Below are 18279 nucleotides of genomic sequence, written 5' to 3'. Positions count from 1 at the left end.
GGTGGCGCAGGCTCCTGGTCCCGCAGTGCCGCGGACGACCACCCTCACCCCTCCCAGGGTCACCGGCGATCCGCGTGCGAGCGGATCGTCGTACCCGGAACGCGACCCGCTCCCTGGTGCGCGACCCCATGCGAATGCCGACCGCGCGACGATCGACGAGGAACGAGGAGAACGTCGAAGGGCCCGGTCGCACAGCGACCGGGCCCTTCAGGAACTCAGTGGTCCCAGTTCTCCACCGGTTCGACCGAGCTGGAGGAGCCGACGACGTGCACGCGCATGTCGTTGGTGGTGCCGGCGCGTCCGGGGGGCGAGCCGGAGACGACGACGACCGTCTCGCCGGGCTTCGCGAGGCCCTTGTTGAGCAGCACGGCGTCGACCTGCGCGAACATCGCGTCGGTGTGGTTGACGCGCGGCGTGACGAAGGACTGGACGCCCCAGTTGAGCGCCATCCGTCGGCGGACGGCGGGCTCCGGGGTGAAGCCGATGATCGGGATGCCGTGGCGCAGGCGGGTCATGCGGCGCACGGAGTCGCCCGACTCGGTGAACACGCAGAGGAACTTCGCCTCGACGAACTCGGCGACCTCGGCGGCGGCGAGGGTGACCGAGCCGCCCTGAGTGCGCGGCTTGCTGCCGAGCGGGGGGATCCGCTCGAGGCCGTGCTCCTCGGTCGACTCGACGATGCGCGCCATGGTCTGGACGGTCACGACCGGCCAGGCTCCGACGCTGGTCTCGCCCGAGAGCATGACCGCGTCGGCGCCGTCGAGGATCGCGTTCGCAACGTCGGACGCCTCGGCGCGGGTCGGGCGGGGGCTCTCGATCATCGACTCGAGCATCTGCGTCGCGACGATGACGGGCTTGGCCCAGCGGCGGGCGAGCTCGACGGCGTGCTTCTGCACGATCGGCACGGCCTCCAGGGGCAGCTCGACTCCGAGGTCGCCGCGGGCGACCATGATGCCGTCGAAGACGTCGATGATCTCCTGCAGGTTGTCGACCGCCTGCGGCTTCTCGATCTTGGCGATGACGGGGGCCTTGCGACCCTCCTCCGCCATGATCTCGTGCACGCGGGTGATGTCGCTCGCGTTGCGCACGAAGGAGAGCGCGATGATGTCGGCGCCCAGGCGGATCGCCCAGCGCAGGTCGTCCTCGTCCTTCTGCGACAGCGCGGGGACGTTCACGGCGACACCGGGCAGGTTGATGCCCTTGTTGTTCGAGACGTTGCCGGGGACGACGACCTCGGTGACGACGCGGGGGCCCTCGACGGCCGTGACGCGGACCGCGACCTTGCCGTCGTCGATGAGGAGCATGTCGCCGGGGTTCACGTCGTCGGGCAGGCCCTTGAACGTGGTGCCCGAGAGCTCCTTGGTGCCCAGGACGTCCTCGGTCGTGATGGTGAAGACGTCGCCCTCGGCGAGGGCGTACGGGCCGCCCTCGAACTTGCCGAGGCGGATCTTCGGGCCCTGGAGGTCGACCAGGATCGCGACCGCGCGGCCGGCGTCGTCGGCGGCCTTGCGGACGATGCGGTAGATGCCCTCGTGGACGTCGTAGCTGCCGTGGCTGAGGTTCATGCGGGCCACGTCCACGCCGGCGTCGATGATCGCACGAATGGTCTCGTACGACGACGTTGCCGGGCCGAGGGTGGCGACGATTTTCGCTCGTCTCATTGAGGGGGTGCTCCGTTGTTCTGCGCCCGGAGGCGCGTCGTTAGCGGGGAGGGTGAGCAGGGATTGCCAGCGCGAGACTATCGCCTCGGCGGGACTAGAGGGTGAAGCCGCGGTCGTTCGGGCCGACGGGCGCGGGGAGCTGCGTGGTGCCCTCGAGGTAGCGGTCGACCTCGGCCGCGACGGAGCGGCCCTCGGCGATCGCCCACACGATGAGGGACTGGCCGCGACCGGCGTCTCCGGCGACGAACACGCCGGGCGCGGTCGTCTCGAAGTTGGCGCCGCGGTCGACGTTGCCCCGGTCCGTGAACGGGACCGCCAGCTGACCGGCGAGGCGGTCCGACTCCGGGCCGGTGAAGCCCAGGGCCAGCAGGACCAGGTCGGCCGGGATCTCGCGCTCGGTGCCGCTCTTGGGGACGCGGCGGCCGTCGAGGTACTCGGTCTCGGCCACGCGCACCGCACGGACCTCGCCGACCTCGTTGGAGAGGAACTCCACGGTGGAGGCGAGGAACATCCGCTCGCCGCCCTCCTCGTGGGCGCTGGAGACCTCGAACACGGTCGGGTCCATCGGCCAGGGCTGGCTGTCCGGACGCTCCGACGGCGGCTGCTTGCCGATCGCCAGGTTGGTGACCGAGGCGGCCTTCTGACGGTGCGCCGTGCCGATGCAGTCGGCTCCGGTGTCGCCGCCGCCGAGGACCACGACGTGCTTGCCCTCCGCGCTGATCTGCTCGAAGACGGTGTCGCCAGCGAGCACGCGGTTGGACTGCACGAGGTACTCCATGGCGAAGTGCACGCCCGAGAGGTCGCGGCCCGGGATCGGCAGGTCGCGCGGCACGAGGGCGCCGGTCGCGACCACGACGGCGTCGTAGCGCGCCCGGAGGTCGTCCCAGGTGATGTCCGAGCCGATGTCGACGCCCGCGCGGAAGCGGGTGCCCTCCGCCTTCATCTGGTTCAGTCGCAGCTCGAGGTGCTTCTTCTCCATCTTGAAGTCCGGGATGCCGTAGCGCAGGAGGCCGCCGATGCGGTCGTCGCGCTCGTACACGGCGACGGTGTGCCCGGCGCGGGTGAGCTGCTGCGCCGCCGCGAGACCCGCGGGGCCGGAGCCGACGACCGCGACGGTCTTGCCGGTGAGGCGCTCCGGCGGGTGCGGCTGCACCCAGTCGTTGCCGAAGGCCTGGTCGATGATCGAGACCTCGATCTGCTTGATCGTGACCGCGGGCTGGTTGATGCCGAGCACGCAGGACGACTCGCAGGGAGCCGGGCAGAGCCGGCCCGTGAACTCGGGGAAGTTGTTCGTCGCGTGCAGGCGCTCGATGGCCTGGCGGCCCTCGCCGCGCCACATCAGGTCATTCCACTCCGGGATCAGGTTCCCGAGCGGGCAGCCCTTGTGGCAGAACGGGATGCCGCAGTCCATGCAGCGTCCGGCCTGGCGACGCAGCACGGCGGAGTCGCCCTGCTCGTACACCTCTTTCCAGTCCATCAGCCGCACGGACACCGGGCGCCGCTTGGGCAGCTCCCGGTCCTGCACCTTCAGGAACCCCTTGGGATCAGCCACCGGTCACCTCCAGAATCCGTCCCCAGACGACGTCGCCGTCGGGGTCGAGCCCCTCTTCGACAGCGGATGCGCGCGTCGCGAGCACCGCGGCGAAGTCGCGGGGCAGTACCTTGACGAAACGCGAGACGGTTCCGTCGAAATCGTCGAGCATGCCCTGGGCCAGGGTGGACTCGGTCTCGGCGACGTGTCGCTCGAGCAGGTCGCGGAGCATCTCGACGTCGGCGCTGTCGAGCGCCGAGAGCGTGAGCTCCCCGGAGGCGAGCGCGTCGCGGTTGACGAGCTCGCGCTTGAGGCCGTGCACGTAGGCCGTGCCGCCGGACATGCCGGCACCGAGGTTGCGCCCGGTGTCGCCGAGGATCACGGCGAGTCCGCCGGTCATGTACTCGAGAGCGTGGTCGCCCACTCCCTCGACGACCGCGGTCGCTCCGGAGTTGCGGACCAGGAAGCGCTCGCCGACCATGCCGCGGATGAACATCGTGCCCTGGGTCGCCCCGTAGCCGATGACGTTGCCCGCGATCACGTTGGTCGACGCGTCGAAGGTGCTGCGGCGGTCGGGCCGCACCACGATCTGACCGCCCGAGAGACCCTTGCCGACGTAGTCGTTCGAGTCGCCCTCGAGCCGCAGGGTGATGCCCGCGGGGAGGAAGGCGCCGAGCGACTGCCCGGCCGAGCCGCGCAGCGACACGACGATGGAGTCGGCCGGCAGCCCGTTCTCGCCGAAGCGGACGGTGACCTCGTGGCCGAGCATCGTGCCGACGGCGCGCTCGGTGTTCTTGATCTCGCGCTCGATCGCGACGGTGCCGCGGTGGTCGAGCACGTTCGCCGCGAGCCGGATGAGCTCGTTGTCGAAGTGCTTCTCGAGCTCGTGCTCCTGCGCGCGTCCGTGGCGGCGCGGCTCCTCGGCCGTGAAGACGGGGCCGACCAGGATCGGCGTGAGGTCGAGACCGCTCGCCTTCCAGTGCTCGATCGCCTGGTTGACGTCGAGCAGCTCGCGGTGGCCGACGATCTCGTCGATGCTCCGGTAGCCGAGCTGCGAGAGGTACTCGCGCACCTCCTGGGCGATGAACTCGAAGAAGTTGACGACGAACTCGGGCTTGCCCGAGAAGCGCTTGCGCAGCTCCGGGTTCTGCGTGGCGACGCCGACGGGGCAGGTGTCGAGGTGGCAGACGCGCATCATGATGCAGCCCTCGACGATCAGCGGAGCGGTGGCGAAGCCGAACTCCTCCGCTCCCAGCAGCGCGCCGATCACGACGTCGCGTCCGGTCTTCATCTGGCCGTCGACCTGCACCACGACGCGGTCGCGCATGCCGTTGAGCATGAGGGTCTGCTGCGTCTCGGCCAGGCCGAGCTCCCACGGGGTTCCCGCGTGCTTGAGCGAGTTGACCGGGCTCGCGCCCGTTCCGCCGTCGTGACCCGAGACCAGGATGACGTCGGCCAGGGCCTTCGCCGTGCCCGCCGCGACCGCGCCGATGCCGGACTGGCTGACCAGCTTGGCGTGGATGCGGGCCGAGGGGTTCGCGCGCTTGAGGTCGAAGATCAGCTGCTTGAGGTCCTCGATCGAGTAGATGTCGTGGTGCGGCGGCGGCGAGATGAGGCCGACACCGGCGGTGGCGTGACGGGTGCGCGCGATCCACGGGTACACCTTGGTCGGCGGCAGCTGACCGCCCTCGCCGGGCTTGGCGCCCTGGGCGAGCTTGATCTGGATGTCGTCGGCGTGGGTGAGGTACATGCTCGTGACGCCGAAGCGCCCGGAGGCGACCTGCTTGATGGCGGAGCGGCGCTCGGGGTCGAGCAGTCGCTCCGTGTCCTCGCCGCCCTCGCCGGTGTTCGACTTGGCGCCGAGGCGGTTCATCGCGATCGCGAGCGTCTCGTGCGCCTCGGGCGAGATGGAGCCGTAGCTCATCGCTCCCGTCGAGAAGCGCTTGACGATCGACTCGACCGGCTCGACCTCGTCGATCGGCACCGGCGTGCGGCCCTCGGTGTCGAGAGTGAACATGCCGCGCAGGGTCATGAGCGAGCTCGCCTGGTCGTCGACCATCTTCGTGTACTCGCGGAACACGTCGTAGCGGCGGTTGCGCGTGGAGTGCTGCAGGCGGAAGACGGTGTCGGGGTTGAAGAGGTGCGGAGCACCGTCGCGGCGCCACTGGTACTCGCCGCCGACCGCCAGGCGCTCGTGCGCGACGACCGCGCCGTCCTCCGGGTAAGCGGCGCGGTGGCGCGCGGCGTTCTCCTCGGCGACGACGTCGATCCCGATGCCGCCGAGCTTCGAGACGGTGCCGGTGAAGTACTGGTCGACGAAGGCCTGGCTGAGGCCGACGGCCTCGAAGGTCTGCGCTCCCGCGTAGCTCGACACGGTCGAGATGCCCATCTTGGACATGATCTTGAGGACGCCCTTGCCGAGCGCCTTGATCACGTTCTTCACGGCCTTCTCGGGCGAGATGTCCGAGAGCATGCCGCTGCGGACGAGCTGCTCGCAGGTCTCCATCGCGAGGTACGGGTTGACCGCGGAGGCGCCGTAGCCGATCAGCGTCGCGACGTGGTGCACCTCGCGGACGTCGCCGGCCTCGACGACCAGCCCGACGCGCATCCGGTTCTCGGTGCGGATCAGGTGGTGGTGCACGGCGGCGAGCATCAGCAGCGACGGGATCGGAGCGAGGTCCTTCGTGGAGTCGCGGTCCGAGAGCACCAGGAACTGCGCTCCGGCGGCGATCGCCTCGTCGGCTTCGCTGCACATCTCGTCGATGCGGTCCTGCATGGCGCGCGGCCCGGCATCGACGCGGTAGAGGCCGCGGATCGTCGTCGTGATGTGGCTGAGCGGACGCGGCGCGATGTGCTGGATCTTGGCCAGCTCGTCGTTGTCGATCACCGGGAAGTCGAGGACGACCTGGCGGGCGTGCTCGGCTCCGGCCGACAGCAGGTTGCGCTCCGGGCCGAGCCCGAGGCGCAACGACGTGACGACCTCCTCGCGGATCGAGTCGAGCGGCGGGTTGGTGACCTGCGCGAACGCCTGGGTGAAGTAGTCGAACAGCAGTCGGGGGCGCTTGGACAGCACGGCGACGGGCGTGTCCGAGCCCATCGCTCCGAGCGGTTCGGCGCCGGCCTTCGCCATGGGCAGCAGGAGGAGGCGGACCTCCTCCTCGGTGTAGCCGAACGTGCGCTGACGGCGGTTCACGGACGCCGGCGTGTGCACGATGTGCTCGCGCTCGGGCAGGTCCTTGAGGTTGATCCGGCCCTTGTCGAGCCACTCCTCGAAGGGGCCGGACTCGGCGAGCTGGCCCTTGATCTCCTCGTCCTCGACGATGCGGCCCTGCTCCGTGTCGACCAGGAACATGCGTCCGGGCTGCAGGCGTCCCTTGCGGACCACCTTCGCGGGGTCGATGTCGAGCACGCCGATCTCGCTCGCGAGCACGACGAGACCGTCGTCGGTGACGACGTAGCGGCCCGGGCGGAGTCCGTTGCGGTCGAGCGTGGCGCCGACGAGCTCGCCGTCGGTGAAGACGATCGCGGCGGGACCGTCCCACGGCTCCATGAGCATCGAGTGGTACTCGTAGAACGCGCGGCGCTTCTGGTCGATCGCGGCGGCCTGGTTCTCCCACGCCTCCGGCACCATCATCATGATCGCGTGCGGCAGCGAGCGGCCGGCGAGGTTGAGGAGCTCCACGGTCTCGTCGAACGAGGCGGAGTCGCTGCGACCGGGAGAGACGATCGGGAACAGCGGCGAGAGGTCGCCCAGCTCCTTGCTCTTCAGCTGGGACTGGCGGGCGCGCATCCAGTTGCGGTTGCCCTGCACGGTGTTGATCTCGCCGTTGTGCGCGATCATCCGGAACGGCTGCGCGAGCGGCCACGACGGGAACGTGTTCGTCGAGTACCGCGAGTGCACGAGGGCGAGCTTCGAGGTGAAGCGCTCGTCCTGCAGGTCGGGGTAGAACGGCTCCAGCTGGAGGGTCGTGACCATGCCCTTGTAGACGAGCGTGCGGCTCGACAGCGACATGAAGTACACCTCGAGCTCGCGCTCGACGCGCTTGCGGAGGCGGAAGGTCAGCCGGTCCAGGCGCACGGAGGAGAACGGCGTGCCGGTCTCGTCGGTCAGGTCGCTCCGGACGTAGAGCTGCTCGATCGCGGGCATCGCGGCGCGCGCGAGCGTGCCGATCTCGTCCGGCTGCACCGGGACGGAGCGCCAGCCGACGACCGTCAGGTTCTCCTCGCAGGCGATCTCGGCGATCGTCGACTTCACCCGCTCGCGCTCGAAGACGTCGACCGGGAGGAACGCGTTGCCGACGGCGTACTGCCCGAGCGGGGGCAGCTCGAACGTCGCGACCGCGCGGAGGAAGTCGTCCGGGATCTGCGTGATGATGCCGGCGCCGTCGCCGGTGCCCGCATCGGAGCCGACCGCGCCGCGATGCTCGAGATTGCGCAGGGCGTCGAGCGCGGCGTCGATGATGTCGTGCCCGGCGGTGCCGCGCATGGTGGCGACCATCGCGAGTCCGCACGCGTCCTTCTCGGCGCTGGGGTCGTACATCCCCTGGGCGGGCGGAGTGCCGAGAAACGGCACGACGGGGACGCGGGGCGAGGGCTGGGCGGGTGCCATGTCAGGAACCGTCCTCACGAGAGTTGTGGCGGATGGGGACGTCGCTGGCCCGCAGGGTGGTGATGGAGGGTCGGCTCCCCGATCGGGAGGGCCGTGTCGTGGGGGTCACGCGCCGTCGGCGTGACCGCACGGACGACACGCGGCAGCGCTTGTGGCTGAGCCGTGGAGTGCGATCGTGCGGTTGTCGGGCATCGGACGGGAGGCCGCGGAGTTCCGCGGCCTCCGTCAGGTGCGGGAGACCGTCTTCGTGTCGGCGTCGTCGCCGGAAGCAGTGCTGGTGGGTGCGTGCGAGTCGGACTCGACGTCCTCGAATTCTACCCCAGCCGCTTCGGGCTTCCACTCCTTGCCGGGCCGGTACGGGGACGGCTCGTCGCCGGTGTGCTCGCGACCCTGGACGATGACGATCGCGAGGCCGATCACGACGGCGATCAGGGCGGCCCACACGTTGGTGCGGAGCCCCAGGAACACCTCGCTCGGGTCGATGCGGATCGACTCGAACCAGATGCGGCCGATGCCGTACCAGACGAGGTAGACGCCGAAGACGTCGCCCCACTGGAGCCGGAAGCGGCGCTCGGCGACGAGGATGACGCCGATGCCGACGACGTTCCAGAGGATCTCGTAGAGGAACGTGGGGTGGAACAGGGTGTCGGCGGGGAGTCCGACGGGGAAGGCGGGGTTGGAGGACGGGACCTCGAGCCCCCACGGCAGAGTGGTCGGGAGTCCGTAGAGCTCGACGTTGAACCAGTTGCCCAGGCGGCCGAGGGCCTGCGCGGCGAGCATGCCGGGCGCGAGGGCGTCGGCGAAGGTCCAGAAGCGGATCCCGGTCCAGCGGCAGCCGATCCAGGCGCCGACCGCGCCTCCGATCAGACCGCCGAAGATGGCGTTGCCGCCCTCCCAGATGTAGAGGGTGCGCAGCAGATCGGCGCCCTCGAAGAAGTAGTCGCCGGGGTGGGTGAGCACGTGGTAAACGCGAGCACCGACGATGCCGAGCGGGACGGCCCAGATGATGATGTCGAGCACGACCCACGGCTCGGCACCGCGGCGGTTGAGGCGCGCGTTCGTCATGATCGTGGCGACCACGATGCCGGCGAGGATGCACAGCGCGTAGGTGTGGATCGAGAAGGTCCGCTCGAAGAGCGTGAAGTCGTACTGACTCCACGCCTCGGGCGGGCTCGGGATGCTCAGCGGTACGGACACCGGTACGTCGACCTTTCGAACGGAGGGGCTCCCCGGGCACGACGACGTCGCGCCCCGACGGGCATCCCGATTGTAGTGGGAGGCGTCAGGCGCGCGGACGCGTTCCGGCTGCCAGACCGCGTGCCGTCTCGGCCACCGCGTCGACTCCCCCGGAGGCGAGCGCGCGGACCAGCGCCGACCCGACGATCGCACCGTCGGCGTAGGCGAGGATCTCGGCGACCTGCTCCCCCGTCGAGATGCCCAGGCCCACGCACGCGCTGTCGGAGCCCGCGCTGCGCAGGCGGTCGACGAGCGTGCGCGCGGCGGTGTCGACGTCGGTGCGGGCGCCGGTGATGCCCATGGTGGACACCGCGTAGACGAAGCCGCGGCTCGAGGAGACCGCCTGGCGCAGGCGCTCATCGGTGGAGGACGGGGCAGCGAGGAAGACGCGGTCGAGACCGAGGCGTTCGGAGACGGCGATCCACTCGGCGCCCTCGTCCGGGATGAGGTCGGGCGTGATGAGGCCCGATCCGCCCGCTTCCGCGAGGTCGGTCGCGAACCGCTCGACCCCGTACTGCAGCACGGGGTTGTAGTAGGTCATCACGAGGACAGGCACGTCGACCCGGGCGCGGATCTCGCGCACGGCCTCGAAGCCGTGGCGCAGCTTAAAGCCGCCGGCGATCGCGGTCTGGGTCGCCTCCTGGATCACCGGGCCGTCCATCACCGGGTCGGAGTAGGGCAGGCCCAGCTCGATCGCGTCGACGCCGTTCTCGGCCATGGCGACCGCGGCGTCGATGCTCGTCGCGAGGTCGGGGAAGCCGACCGGGAGGTAGCCGATCAGGGCGCCCGCCGCCTCCGTGTTGCGGCGGCGGACGGTCTCGGCGACGCTCGGTCCCACTCCGCTCACGACTGCACCGCTCCCTGGTCCATCAGGCCGAAGTAGTGCGCGGCCGTCGTCATGTCCTTGTCGCCGCGTCCCGAGAGGTTGACCAGGATCGTCGCCTCGGGGCCGAGCTCGCGGCCGAGCTCGAGCGTGCCGGCGAGGGCGTGCGCGGACTCGATCGCGGGGATGATGCCCTCGGTGCGGCTGAGGAGCTTGAGCGCGTCCATCGCGGCGCCGTCGGTGACCGCGCGGTAGTCGGCGCGTCCGATGCTCGCGAGCCAGGCGTGCTCCGGGCCCACGCCCGGGTAGTCGAGACCGGCCGAGATCGAGTGCGACTCGACGGTCTGGCCGTCCTCGTCCTGGAGGAGGAAGCTGCGCGCGCCGTGCAGGACGCCGGGACGCCCCTTGCTGATCGTGGCCGCGTGGCGCGGGGTGTCGATCCCGTCGCCGCCGGCCTCGAAGCCGACGAGGCGGACCTCGGGGTCGTCGAGGAAGGCGTGGAAGATGCCCATGGCGTTGGAGCCGCCGCCGACGCAGGCCGTGACGGCCGTGGGGAGCGAGCCGGTCAGCTCGAGGACCTGCTCGCGCGCCTCCTCGCCGATGATCTTCTGGAAGTCGCGCACGAGCGCCGGGAACGGGTGCGGGCCCGCGACGGTGCCGAAGATGTAGTTCGTCGTCTCGACGTTCGTCACCCAATCGCGCATGGCGTCGTTGATCGCGTCCTTGAGGGTGCGCGAGCCGGTCTTCACCGAGACGACCTCGGCGCCCAGGAGGCGCATGCGGGCGACGTTCAGCGCCTGGCGCTCGGTGTCGACCTCGCCCATGTACACGACGCAGTCGAGGCCGAAGAGGGCCGCGGCGGTCGCGGTGGCGACGCCGTGCTGTCCCGCGCCGGTCTCGGCGATGACGCGCGACTTGCCGATGCGCTTGGTGAGCAGCGCCTGGCCGAGCACGTTGTTGATCTTGTGCGAGCCGGTGTGGTTCAGGTCCTCGCGCTTGAGGATGATGCGCGCACCGCCCGCGTGCGCGGCGAAGCGCGGCACCTCGGTGATGATCGAGGGGCGCCCGGTGTAGCTGCGGTGCAGCTCCATGAGCTCCGCGTGGAACTCCGGGTCGACCTTGGTGCGCTCGTACTCGGCGCTCAGCTCGTCGAGCGCCTCCACGAGGGATTCGGGGACGTAGCGACCGCCGAAGTCGCCGAAGTAGGGGCCGAGTTCGTCTCGGAGGGCCATGGCAGTACCGCCAGTCGGTGTCAGTGCGCCAGGAAGCTGGCGAGGGTGGAAACGGGGTCGCCGCCGGTGACGAGGGCCTCCCCGACGAGGACGACGTCGGCGCCGGAGCGCCTGTAGTGGGCCACGTCGTCGGCGGAGAGGACCGCCGATTCGGCGACCTTCACCGCGTCGGCGGGGAAGCGCTCGGAGAGGCGGCCGAAGAGGTCGCGGTCGAGCTGGAAGGTGGACAGGTCGCGGGCGTTCACGCCGATGAGGCGGGCGCCGAGGTCGGAGGCGCGCTCGAGCTCGTCGGCCGAGTGGGTCTCGACGAGCGGGGTCATGCCGAGCTCGAGGACGAGCGCGTGCAGCTCGCGCAGCACGCTCTGCTCGAGGGCGGCGACGATGAGGAGCACGAGGTCGGCTCCCGCGGCGCGCGCCTCGAGCACCTGGTAGGGCTCGGCGATGAAGTCCTTGCGCAGGACGGGGATCGACACCCGGGCGCGCACCGCCTCGAGGTCGTCGAGCGACCCCTTGAAGCGGCGCTGCTCGGTGAGGACGCTGATCGCGCTCGCTCCCCCCTGCTCGTACTGCGCGGCGAGGGCGGCGGGATCGGGGATCTCGGCGAGGGCGCCGCGCGAGGGGCTCGAGCGCTTGACCTCGGCGATGACGCGGACGCGCTCGGCCGGAGCCAGCGCCGCCAGCGCGTCGATCGCGGGAGCGCGCAGGGCTGCGCGCCGCTCGACCTCGGCGAGGGGGACGGTCTCGCGGCGCGTCGCCGCGTCGGCCAGGGCGCCGGCGGTCAGATCGGTCAGCACCTAGGCGCGCGCCTTCGGGTTGGCCTTGGAGCCGTTCACTCCGTAGCCGGCCTTGGCCATGCCCATGCCCACGAGGAGGCCGACGATCACGAGACCGGCGGAGAGCCAGACGACGAGCGGGACGTCGAACCAGAAGGCGATCGTGCCGACGGTGAACCCGACCAGCATGATGACGACGGCCGTCCATGCGGCCGGCGAGTGGCCGTGGCTGTCTTCGTCGTGCTCGGTGCTCATGGTTCTCCTCCTGGACGGGCATCGGGACCACAGCAGTCTAGCGGTTCGCGCCCGAGGCCCCCCGCGCCGGGGAGGCGGGTCGCGGGCTCCCTGTCAGCGCCGGGACGTGGGGTCGTCGCCGCGGGAGAGCTCGTCCCAGGAGACGACCGGATCGATCGTGCCGTCGTCCGTCTCGACGCTCGAGGCGCCGTGCCCGTAGCCGTCGGCGGGCTCGAAGCGCGACACGCGCTTCTTCTTCCGCGCGTCCGGCCAGCGGCGGACCGTGGCGAGGACCAGGACGCCCAGCAGGGCGGTCAGGGCGCCGGCGATCACCGCGAGGACGGGCCAGGCGGTCGAGCTCCAGGAGTCGACGAGCGCCGCCACCGACCGTTCGCCCGCGATGCCGGTCGCCTCCGTCACTGCGGCCGAGCCGGCACGCACCGGGTCGCCGAGCGCGGTCGTGGACGCCAGCACGACGGAGCCGCCGAGCAGCACCTGCAGGAGTCCGAGCACGATGCGGAAGGCGGGGCCGGCGATCGCGAGGGCGGCCGCCAGCGCGAGTCCCGCCAGCGCGAGAGCCGAGAGCGCAGGTGCGGCCACGGTGCCCGAGACGTCCAGCGCTCCGGAGTCGTCCGCGAGCTCCAGCGCGAACCACGGCTGCGTCGAGGAGGTCAACTCGAGCGCCGCGAGCAGGACGATCCCGAGGATGACCGAGTACTTGAGCCTGCGCCCGCTCACCGGCTCACGCCTCCGCGGAGGCGACCGGGTCGAGCGGATCGACGTCGAAGCAGGAGTGCTCGCCGGTGTGGCAGGCGGCGCCGATCTGCTCCACCTGCACCAGCAGGGTGTCGGCGTCGCAGTCGAGGGCGGCTCCGCGGACGTACTGGGCGTGCCCGGAGGTGTCGCCCTTCCGCCAGTACTCCTGCCGGGAGCGCGACCAGAAGGTGACGCGGCCCTCGGTCAGGGTGCGGCGCAGCGCCTCCCTGTCCATCCACCCCATCATCAGCACCTCGCGGGTGTCGTGCTGCTGGATGATCGCGGGCAGCAGTCCGGTCGCGTCGAAGGAGGCACGGTCGAGGACGGCGTCGAGCTCGGTCTCGGTCATCGTCTGATCTCCAGGCCTGCGCCGTCGAGGGCGCGCTTCACATCGCCGATCGTCATCTCGCGGTTGTGGAACACCGAGGCCGCCAGCACGGCGTCGGCGCCCGCCTCGATCGCCGGAGCGAAGTGCTCGATCGCACCGGCGCCTCCGGAGGCGATGACCGGGACCGAGCTGACCTCGCGCATCGCGGCGACGAGCTCGAGGTCGAAGCCCTGCTTCGTGCCGTCGGCGTCGATCGAGTTGACGAGCAGCTCGCCCGCCCCGCGCTCGACGGCCTCGGCCGCCCAGGCGAGCGCGTCGACCGTGGTCTCGCGGCGACCGCCGTGGGTCGTGACGACGAAGCCGGACGGCGTGGCGTCGCTCCGCTTGACGTCGAGCGAGAGGACGAGCACCTGCGCGCCGAACACGTCGGCGATCTCGCCGACGAGCGCCGGGCGGGCGAGGGCGGCGGAGTTGACGCCCACCTTGTCGGCGCCGTGGGCGAGCAGGCGCGACACGTCGTCGACGGCGCGCACCCCTCCTCCGACGGTCAGCGGGATGAAGACCTGCTCGGCCGTCGCGCGGACCACGTCGTAGGTGGTGGAGCGGTCGTCGACGGTCGCGGTGACGTCGAGGAAGGTGAGCTCGTCGGCACCCTGCTCGAAGTAGAGCCGGGCGAGCTCGACCGGGTCGCCGGCATCGCGGAGGTTCTGGAAGTTGACGCCCTTGACGACGCGCCCGGCGGCGACGTCGAGGCACGGGATGACGCGGACGGCGAGGCTCATCGCTGCCGTCCTAGAGGCGCGCGGCGTGGATCGACGTGACCAGGATCGCGCGGGCGCCGAGGTCGTAGAGGCGGTCCATGACCTGGTTCATGTCGGCGCGGGGAACCATGACGCGGACGGCGACCCACTCCGCGTCGTGCAGCGGCGAGACCGTCGGCGACTCGAAGCCGGGAGCGATCGCTGTGGCCTGCTCGAGGAGCGCGACCGGGCAGTCGTAGTCGAGCAGCACGTACTCGCGGGCGACCAGGACGCCCTGCAGCCGGCGGAGCAGGACGGGGATGCCCTCCGGCTCCCCCGCGGCCGACACGAGCACGGCCGTGGAGTCGAGGATGACCGGTCCGAAGATCTCGAGGCCCGCCTTGCGGAGGGTGGTGCCGGTCTCGACGACGTCGGCGATCACATCGGCGACGCCCAGCTGGATCGCCGACTCGACCGCTCCGTCGAGGCGGATGAGGGACACCTCGACGCCGTGCTCGCGGAGGAAGGAGCCGACGAGGCCGGGGTAGCTCGTGGCGACGCGCAGTCCGTCGATCTCGGAGAGCTCGGTGTAGCGGCCGGCCGGACCGGCGAAGCGGAAGGTCGAGTTCGCGAATCCCAGGCTCGCGATCTCGCGGGCCTCGGAGCCCGAGTCGATGAGCAGGTCGCGGCCCGTCACTCCGACGTCGAGGGCGCCGGAGCCGACGTAGGTCGCGATGTCGCGCGGACGGAGGTAGAAGAACTCGACGCCGTTGCGCTCGTCGACGACGTGCAGCTCCTTCGGGTCGCGGCGGCCGACGTAGCCGGCCTCGGCCAGCATCTGGCCGGCGGTCTCGGAGAGCGAGCCCTTGTTGGGCACGGCGACGCGCAGCAGCGCGGGCGGGGTGGTGGTCACGGCAGGACGTCCTCTGGAGCTCGAGGGTGATTCGGTGAGCGGCGGTCTCGTCGACGACGCTGCGGTCGCGGACGCGCCTCGATGTGCGTGGGAGCGCGCGGCGACGGAGCGTCGGCGCACTCCGGCGATCGGAGGGAGGCTCACAGATGTCGGTAGACGTCGGCCGTCGTCAGGCCCTTCGCCAGCATCAGCACCTGGAGGTGGTAGAGCAGCTGCGAGATCTCCTCGGCGGTGCGCTCGTCGCCCTCGTACTCGGCGGCCATCCAGACCTCGGCGGCCTCCTCGACGATCTTCTTGCCGATGAAGTGCACACCGGCGTCGAGCTCGCGGACCGTGCCCGAGCCCTCGGGTCGCGCGGCGGCCTTCTCGCCCAGCTCAGCGAAGAGGTCGTCGAAAGTTTTCACCGGGGAAGTCTATACGCGCGGCGCCCCGGGGCAGGATCAGTGGCGGTGCAGGATCGACGATGCGGTGTCGCGGAGGGCGGCGATCGCCTTCTCGGGGTCGTCGGCGCCGAAGACGGCCGAGCCGGCCACGAAGGTGTCGGCGCCCGCCTCGGCGGCGATCTCGATGGTGCCCGGGGCGATCCCGCCGTCGACCTGCAGCCAGACGTCGAGTCCGGAGTCGCGGACGGCGCGACGGAGCGCGTGCAGCTTGGGCATCGTCTCCTCCATGAAGGACTGGCCGCCGAAGCCGGGCTCGACCGTCATCACGAGCACCTGGTCGAACTCGGGCAGCAGGTCGAGGTACTCCTCGACGGCCGTTCCGGGCTTGAGCGCGATCCCGGCGCGTGAGCCGATGTCGCGGAGGCGCCGGGCCAGGGCCACGGCGTCGCGCGCCGCCTCGGCGTGGAAGGTGACCGAGAACGCGCCCGTCTCGGCGTACCCGGGCGCCCAGCGGTCCGGGTCGTCGATCATCAGGTGCACGTCGAGCGGCCGCGGCGACACCTCCTGGAGGCGCTGCACCATGGGGAGCCCGAACGTGAGGTTCGGGACGAAGTGGTTGTCCATCACGTCGACGTGCACGAGATCGGCCGAGGCGATCCGCTGCAGCTCGGCCTCGAAGTTGACGAAGTCGGCGGAGAGGATGCTGGGGTTGATCCGTGCAGGCATGCCGACCAGCCTAGGAGATCGACTCGGACGGCTCGGCTCGCCGCAGCAGCTGGATGAACATGGCGTCGGTGCCGTGCCGGTGCGGCCAGAGCTGCGCGTGGCGCGCTCCCTCCGGCAGGTCGAGCTCGTCGAGGGTGACGCCACGGAGGACCTCGGGAGTGTCCATCAGCTCGAGGCCGTCGCCGTAGCGCTCTTGGGCCAGCGCTAGGACCCGCCGCGTCTCGCCGAGGTGCGGTGAGCAGGTGACGTAGGCGAGCACGCCGCCGGGTGCGAGGGCCTGGAGCGCCGAGTCGAGGAGCTCGCCCTGGAGGGAGGCGAGCGGCTCGACGTCGGCCGCGGTCTTGCGCCAGCGCGCCTCGGGTCGCCGACGCAGGGCTCCGAGGCCGGTGCAGGGGGCGTCGAGGAGGATCCGGTCGAACGCGCCGGGCTGCTCGGCGCCGAGGTCACGTCCGTCGCCCGTGCGCACCTCGACGTCCGGGTCGACCGCGGCGAGAGCCTGCCGGACCAGGCCGGCCCGGCCCGGCACGACCTCGTTGGCGAGCAGAGAGGCCCCGCCGAGACGCGCCTCCGCCGCGAGAAGAGCGGCCTTGCCGCCGGGGCCGGCGCAGAGGTCGAGCCAGCGCTCCCCCTGGCGGATCGGTCGGACGCGCGACAGCGCCAGCGCCGCGAGCTGCGATCCCTCGTCCTGCACTCGCACCCGCCCCTCCCGCACGGCGTCGACGGCCTCGGGATCGCCGCCGGTGCTGACGAGGCCGACGGGCGACCAGCGGTCCGCTGCGGCGTCGGGGAGCTCCGTCGCCTCAGCGAGACCCGGGAGCGCGACGAGGTTCACCCGCGGAGCCGCGTTGTCGGCCGCGAGGAGCGCGTCGAGCTCGTCGGCGCGCCCCTCCGCGGCCAGGGCGCGGCGCAGCGCCTTGACGATCCAGAGCGGATGCGAGCTCAGCGCGGCGATGCGGTCGTCAGCCGAGACGGCGGCGGCCGAGACGCGCTCCCGCCACTCCTCGGACGAGCCCCGCGAGACGGTCCTGAGCACGGCGTTCGCGAAGGCCACGGCGCCCCGGGAGCCGTCGGCGGCCACGAGCGCGACGCTCTCGTTCACCGCTGCATGCGGAGCGACCCGGGTGCTGAGCAGCTGGTGCACTCCGAGGCGGAGCGCGTCGAGGACGGGCGCGTCGACGGACTCGATCGGGCGGCCCGCCGCCAGCACGATCACCCGGTCGTAGTAGCCGGACATCCGCAGGGTGCCGTAGCAGAGCTCGGTCGCGAGGCCCGCGTCGGCGGGCGAGAGCTCCGCGGCGCGGATCCGGCCGGGGAGGACGAGGTTGGCGTAGGCGTCGGATCCGCTGACGGCGCGCAGCACGTCGTAGGCGACGCGGCGGGCGGGGGCGGCCTCGCGGCGGGCGCTCATCGCAGCACCGTGCTCTCGCGCAGGCCTCTGGCCCAGTCGGCGGCGGCCATGGGCCTCTTGCCCGCGGGCTGCACGGTCACGAGCTCGACGGCTCCGTCGCCGGTGCCGACCAGCACGCGGCCCTGCTCGACGAGCACCCGGCCGGGCTCGAGGGTCGGGGCCTCCTGGACCGCGCGAGCCGCGAGCACCTTCAGCCGCGCGTCGCCGACGGCCGCGGAGGCGCCGGGCTCCGGGGTCGTGCCGCGGATCAGCGCGAGGACGCGGGCGCTCGGCGCGGACCAGTCCAGGCGGCCGTCCGCCACGTCGAGCTTGGGAGCGAGCGTCACCTCGCCGGACTGCGGGACGGCCAGGGCGGTGCCCGCCGCGATCGCCTCGACGACCTCGACCGTCAACGCGGCGCCGGAGTCGGCGAGCACCTCGAGGAGCTCCCCCGCCGTGCGGTCGCGCACCTCCTCGGACAGCTCGGCGTAGACGTCCCCGGCGTCGAGCTCCGCGACCAGCTGGAACACGCTCGCGCCGATCGTCCCCTCCCCCGCCATCAGCGCGCGCTGCACCGGCGCCGCTCCGCGCCAGCGCGGCAGGAGCGAGAAGTGCAGGTTGATCCAGCCGCGCACCGGCACGGCGAGCAGCCGGGCGCGGACGAGCCCGCCGTAGGCGACGATCACGCCGAGCTCGGGAGCCAGCGCCTCGAGACGGTCGGTGACGGCCTCGTCGAGGCGGTTCGCCTTCAGCACGGGGAGCCCGAGCTCCTCCGCGACGGCCGCGACGGGCGAGGGCGTCAGCACGCGCTTGCGCCCGACGGGCGCGTCCTCGCGGGTGACGACGGCCACGATCTCGTGATCGGAGGCGGCGAGGGCCCGCAGGGTCGGGACGGCGGGAGCCGGGGTGCCGGCGAAGACGAGGCGCACGAGGGGCTCCTGGGTGGC

The 18279-nt window shown here is 71.7% G+C and carries 16 protein-coding genes; all 16 read right to left on the bottom strand.

What is annotated here, in order from left to right:
• Positions 1-215: 215 nt before the first annotated feature.
• On the bottom strand, positions 216-1661 hold the full coding sequence (gene pyk / locus ASF48_RS12090; protein ID WP_055791872.1) for a pyruvate kinase: 1446 nt from the start codon (positions 1659-1661) through the stop codon (positions 216-218).
• Between the two features lie 94 nt (positions 1662-1755).
• The gene (locus ASF48_RS12085) at positions 1756-3213 is read right to left on the bottom strand and encodes a glutamate synthase subunit beta (RefSeq protein WP_055791868.1); all 1458 of its coding nucleotides are present in this window, start codon (positions 3211-3213) and stop codon (positions 1756-1758) included.
• On the bottom strand, positions 3206-7801 hold the full coding sequence (gene gltB / locus ASF48_RS12080) for a glutamate synthase large subunit (protein WP_055791865.1): 4596 nt from the start codon (positions 7799-7801) through the stop codon (positions 3206-3208). The genes ASF48_RS12085 and gltB overlap by 8 nt, the downstream gene beginning before the upstream one ends.
• Before the next feature lie 225 nt (positions 7802-8026).
• The gene (lgt, locus tag ASF48_RS12075) at positions 8027-8998 is read right to left on the bottom strand and encodes a prolipoprotein diacylglyceryl transferase (RefSeq protein WP_230670495.1); all 972 of its coding nucleotides are present in this window, start codon (positions 8996-8998) and stop codon (positions 8027-8029) included.
• A gap of 85 nt (positions 8999-9083) precedes the next feature.
• Positions 9084-9884, bottom strand: a complete 801-nt coding sequence (trpA, locus tag ASF48_RS12070) for a tryptophan synthase subunit alpha (protein ID WP_055791863.1) — start codon at positions 9882-9884, stop codon at positions 9084-9086.
• Positions 9881-11092: a tryptophan synthase subunit beta gene (trpB, locus tag ASF48_RS12065; protein WP_055791860.1), complete on the bottom strand. Its 1212-nt coding sequence runs from the start codon at positions 11090-11092 to the stop codon at positions 9881-9883. The genes trpA and trpB overlap by 4 nt, the downstream gene beginning before the upstream one ends.
• Positions 11093-11112: 20 nt before the next feature.
• The gene (gene trpC / locus ASF48_RS12060) at positions 11113-11886 is read right to left on the bottom strand and encodes an indole-3-glycerol phosphate synthase TrpC (protein ID WP_055791857.1); all 774 of its coding nucleotides are present in this window, start codon (positions 11884-11886) and stop codon (positions 11113-11115) included.
• Positions 11887-12120, bottom strand: coding sequence for a DUF6704 family protein (locus ASF48_RS12055; protein ID WP_055791855.1), 234 nt, complete (start codon positions 12118-12120; stop codon positions 11887-11889).
• 93 nt (positions 12121-12213) lie between these two features.
• Positions 12214-12837 (bottom strand): Trp biosynthesis-associated membrane protein, encoded by a 624-nt coding sequence (locus ASF48_RS12050; protein WP_055791851.1) that lies wholly within the window; start codon positions 12835-12837, stop codon positions 12214-12216.
• A gap of 4 nt (positions 12838-12841) precedes the next feature.
• Positions 12842-13204, bottom strand: a complete 363-nt coding sequence (gene hisI / locus ASF48_RS12045; RefSeq protein WP_055791847.1) for a phosphoribosyl-AMP cyclohydrolase — start codon at positions 13202-13204, stop codon at positions 12842-12844.
• Positions 13201-13965 (bottom strand): imidazole glycerol phosphate synthase subunit HisF, encoded by a 765-nt coding sequence (hisF, locus tag ASF48_RS12040; RefSeq protein ID WP_055791845.1) that lies wholly within the window; start codon positions 13963-13965, stop codon positions 13201-13203. The genes hisI and hisF overlap by 4 nt, the downstream gene beginning before the upstream one ends.
• Positions 13966-13975: 10 nt before the next feature.
• Positions 13976-14815 (bottom strand): ATP phosphoribosyltransferase, encoded by an 840-nt coding sequence (hisG, locus tag ASF48_RS12035; protein ID WP_055793084.1) that lies wholly within the window; start codon positions 14813-14815, stop codon positions 13976-13978.
• Between the two features lie 161 nt (positions 14816-14976).
• On the bottom strand, positions 14977-15240 hold the full coding sequence (locus ASF48_RS12030) for a phosphoribosyl-ATP diphosphatase (RefSeq protein ID WP_055791842.1): 264 nt from the start codon (positions 15238-15240) through the stop codon (positions 14977-14979).
• A 36-nt stretch (positions 15241-15276) separates the two neighbouring features.
• Complete coding sequence (gene rpe, locus ASF48_RS12025; RefSeq protein ID WP_055791839.1) at positions 15277-15945, bottom strand: ribulose-phosphate 3-epimerase; 669 nt, start codon at positions 15943-15945, stop codon at positions 15277-15279.
• A gap of 10 nt (positions 15946-15955) precedes the next feature.
• On the bottom strand, positions 15956-17353 hold the full coding sequence (locus ASF48_RS12020) for an RsmB/NOP family class I SAM-dependent RNA methyltransferase (protein ID WP_055791836.1): 1398 nt from the start codon (positions 17351-17353) through the stop codon (positions 15956-15958).
• The gene (gene fmt / locus ASF48_RS12015; RefSeq protein WP_055791833.1) at positions 17350-18261 is read right to left on the bottom strand and encodes a methionyl-tRNA formyltransferase; all 912 of its coding nucleotides are present in this window, start codon (positions 18259-18261) and stop codon (positions 17350-17352) included. Before fmt ends, ASF48_RS12020 begins: the two co-directional genes overlap by 4 nt.
• Positions 18262-18279: the final 18 nt, after the last annotated feature.

The organism is Rathayibacter sp. Leaf299, assembly GCF_001423055.1.
Taxonomy (GTDB): Bacteria; Actinomycetota; Actinomycetes; order Actinomycetales; family Microbacteriaceae; genus Rathayibacter; species Rathayibacter caricis.
The sequence above is the reverse complement of the archived record's forward strand: the minus strand, read 5'-3'. Positions and strand labels throughout refer to the sequence as shown.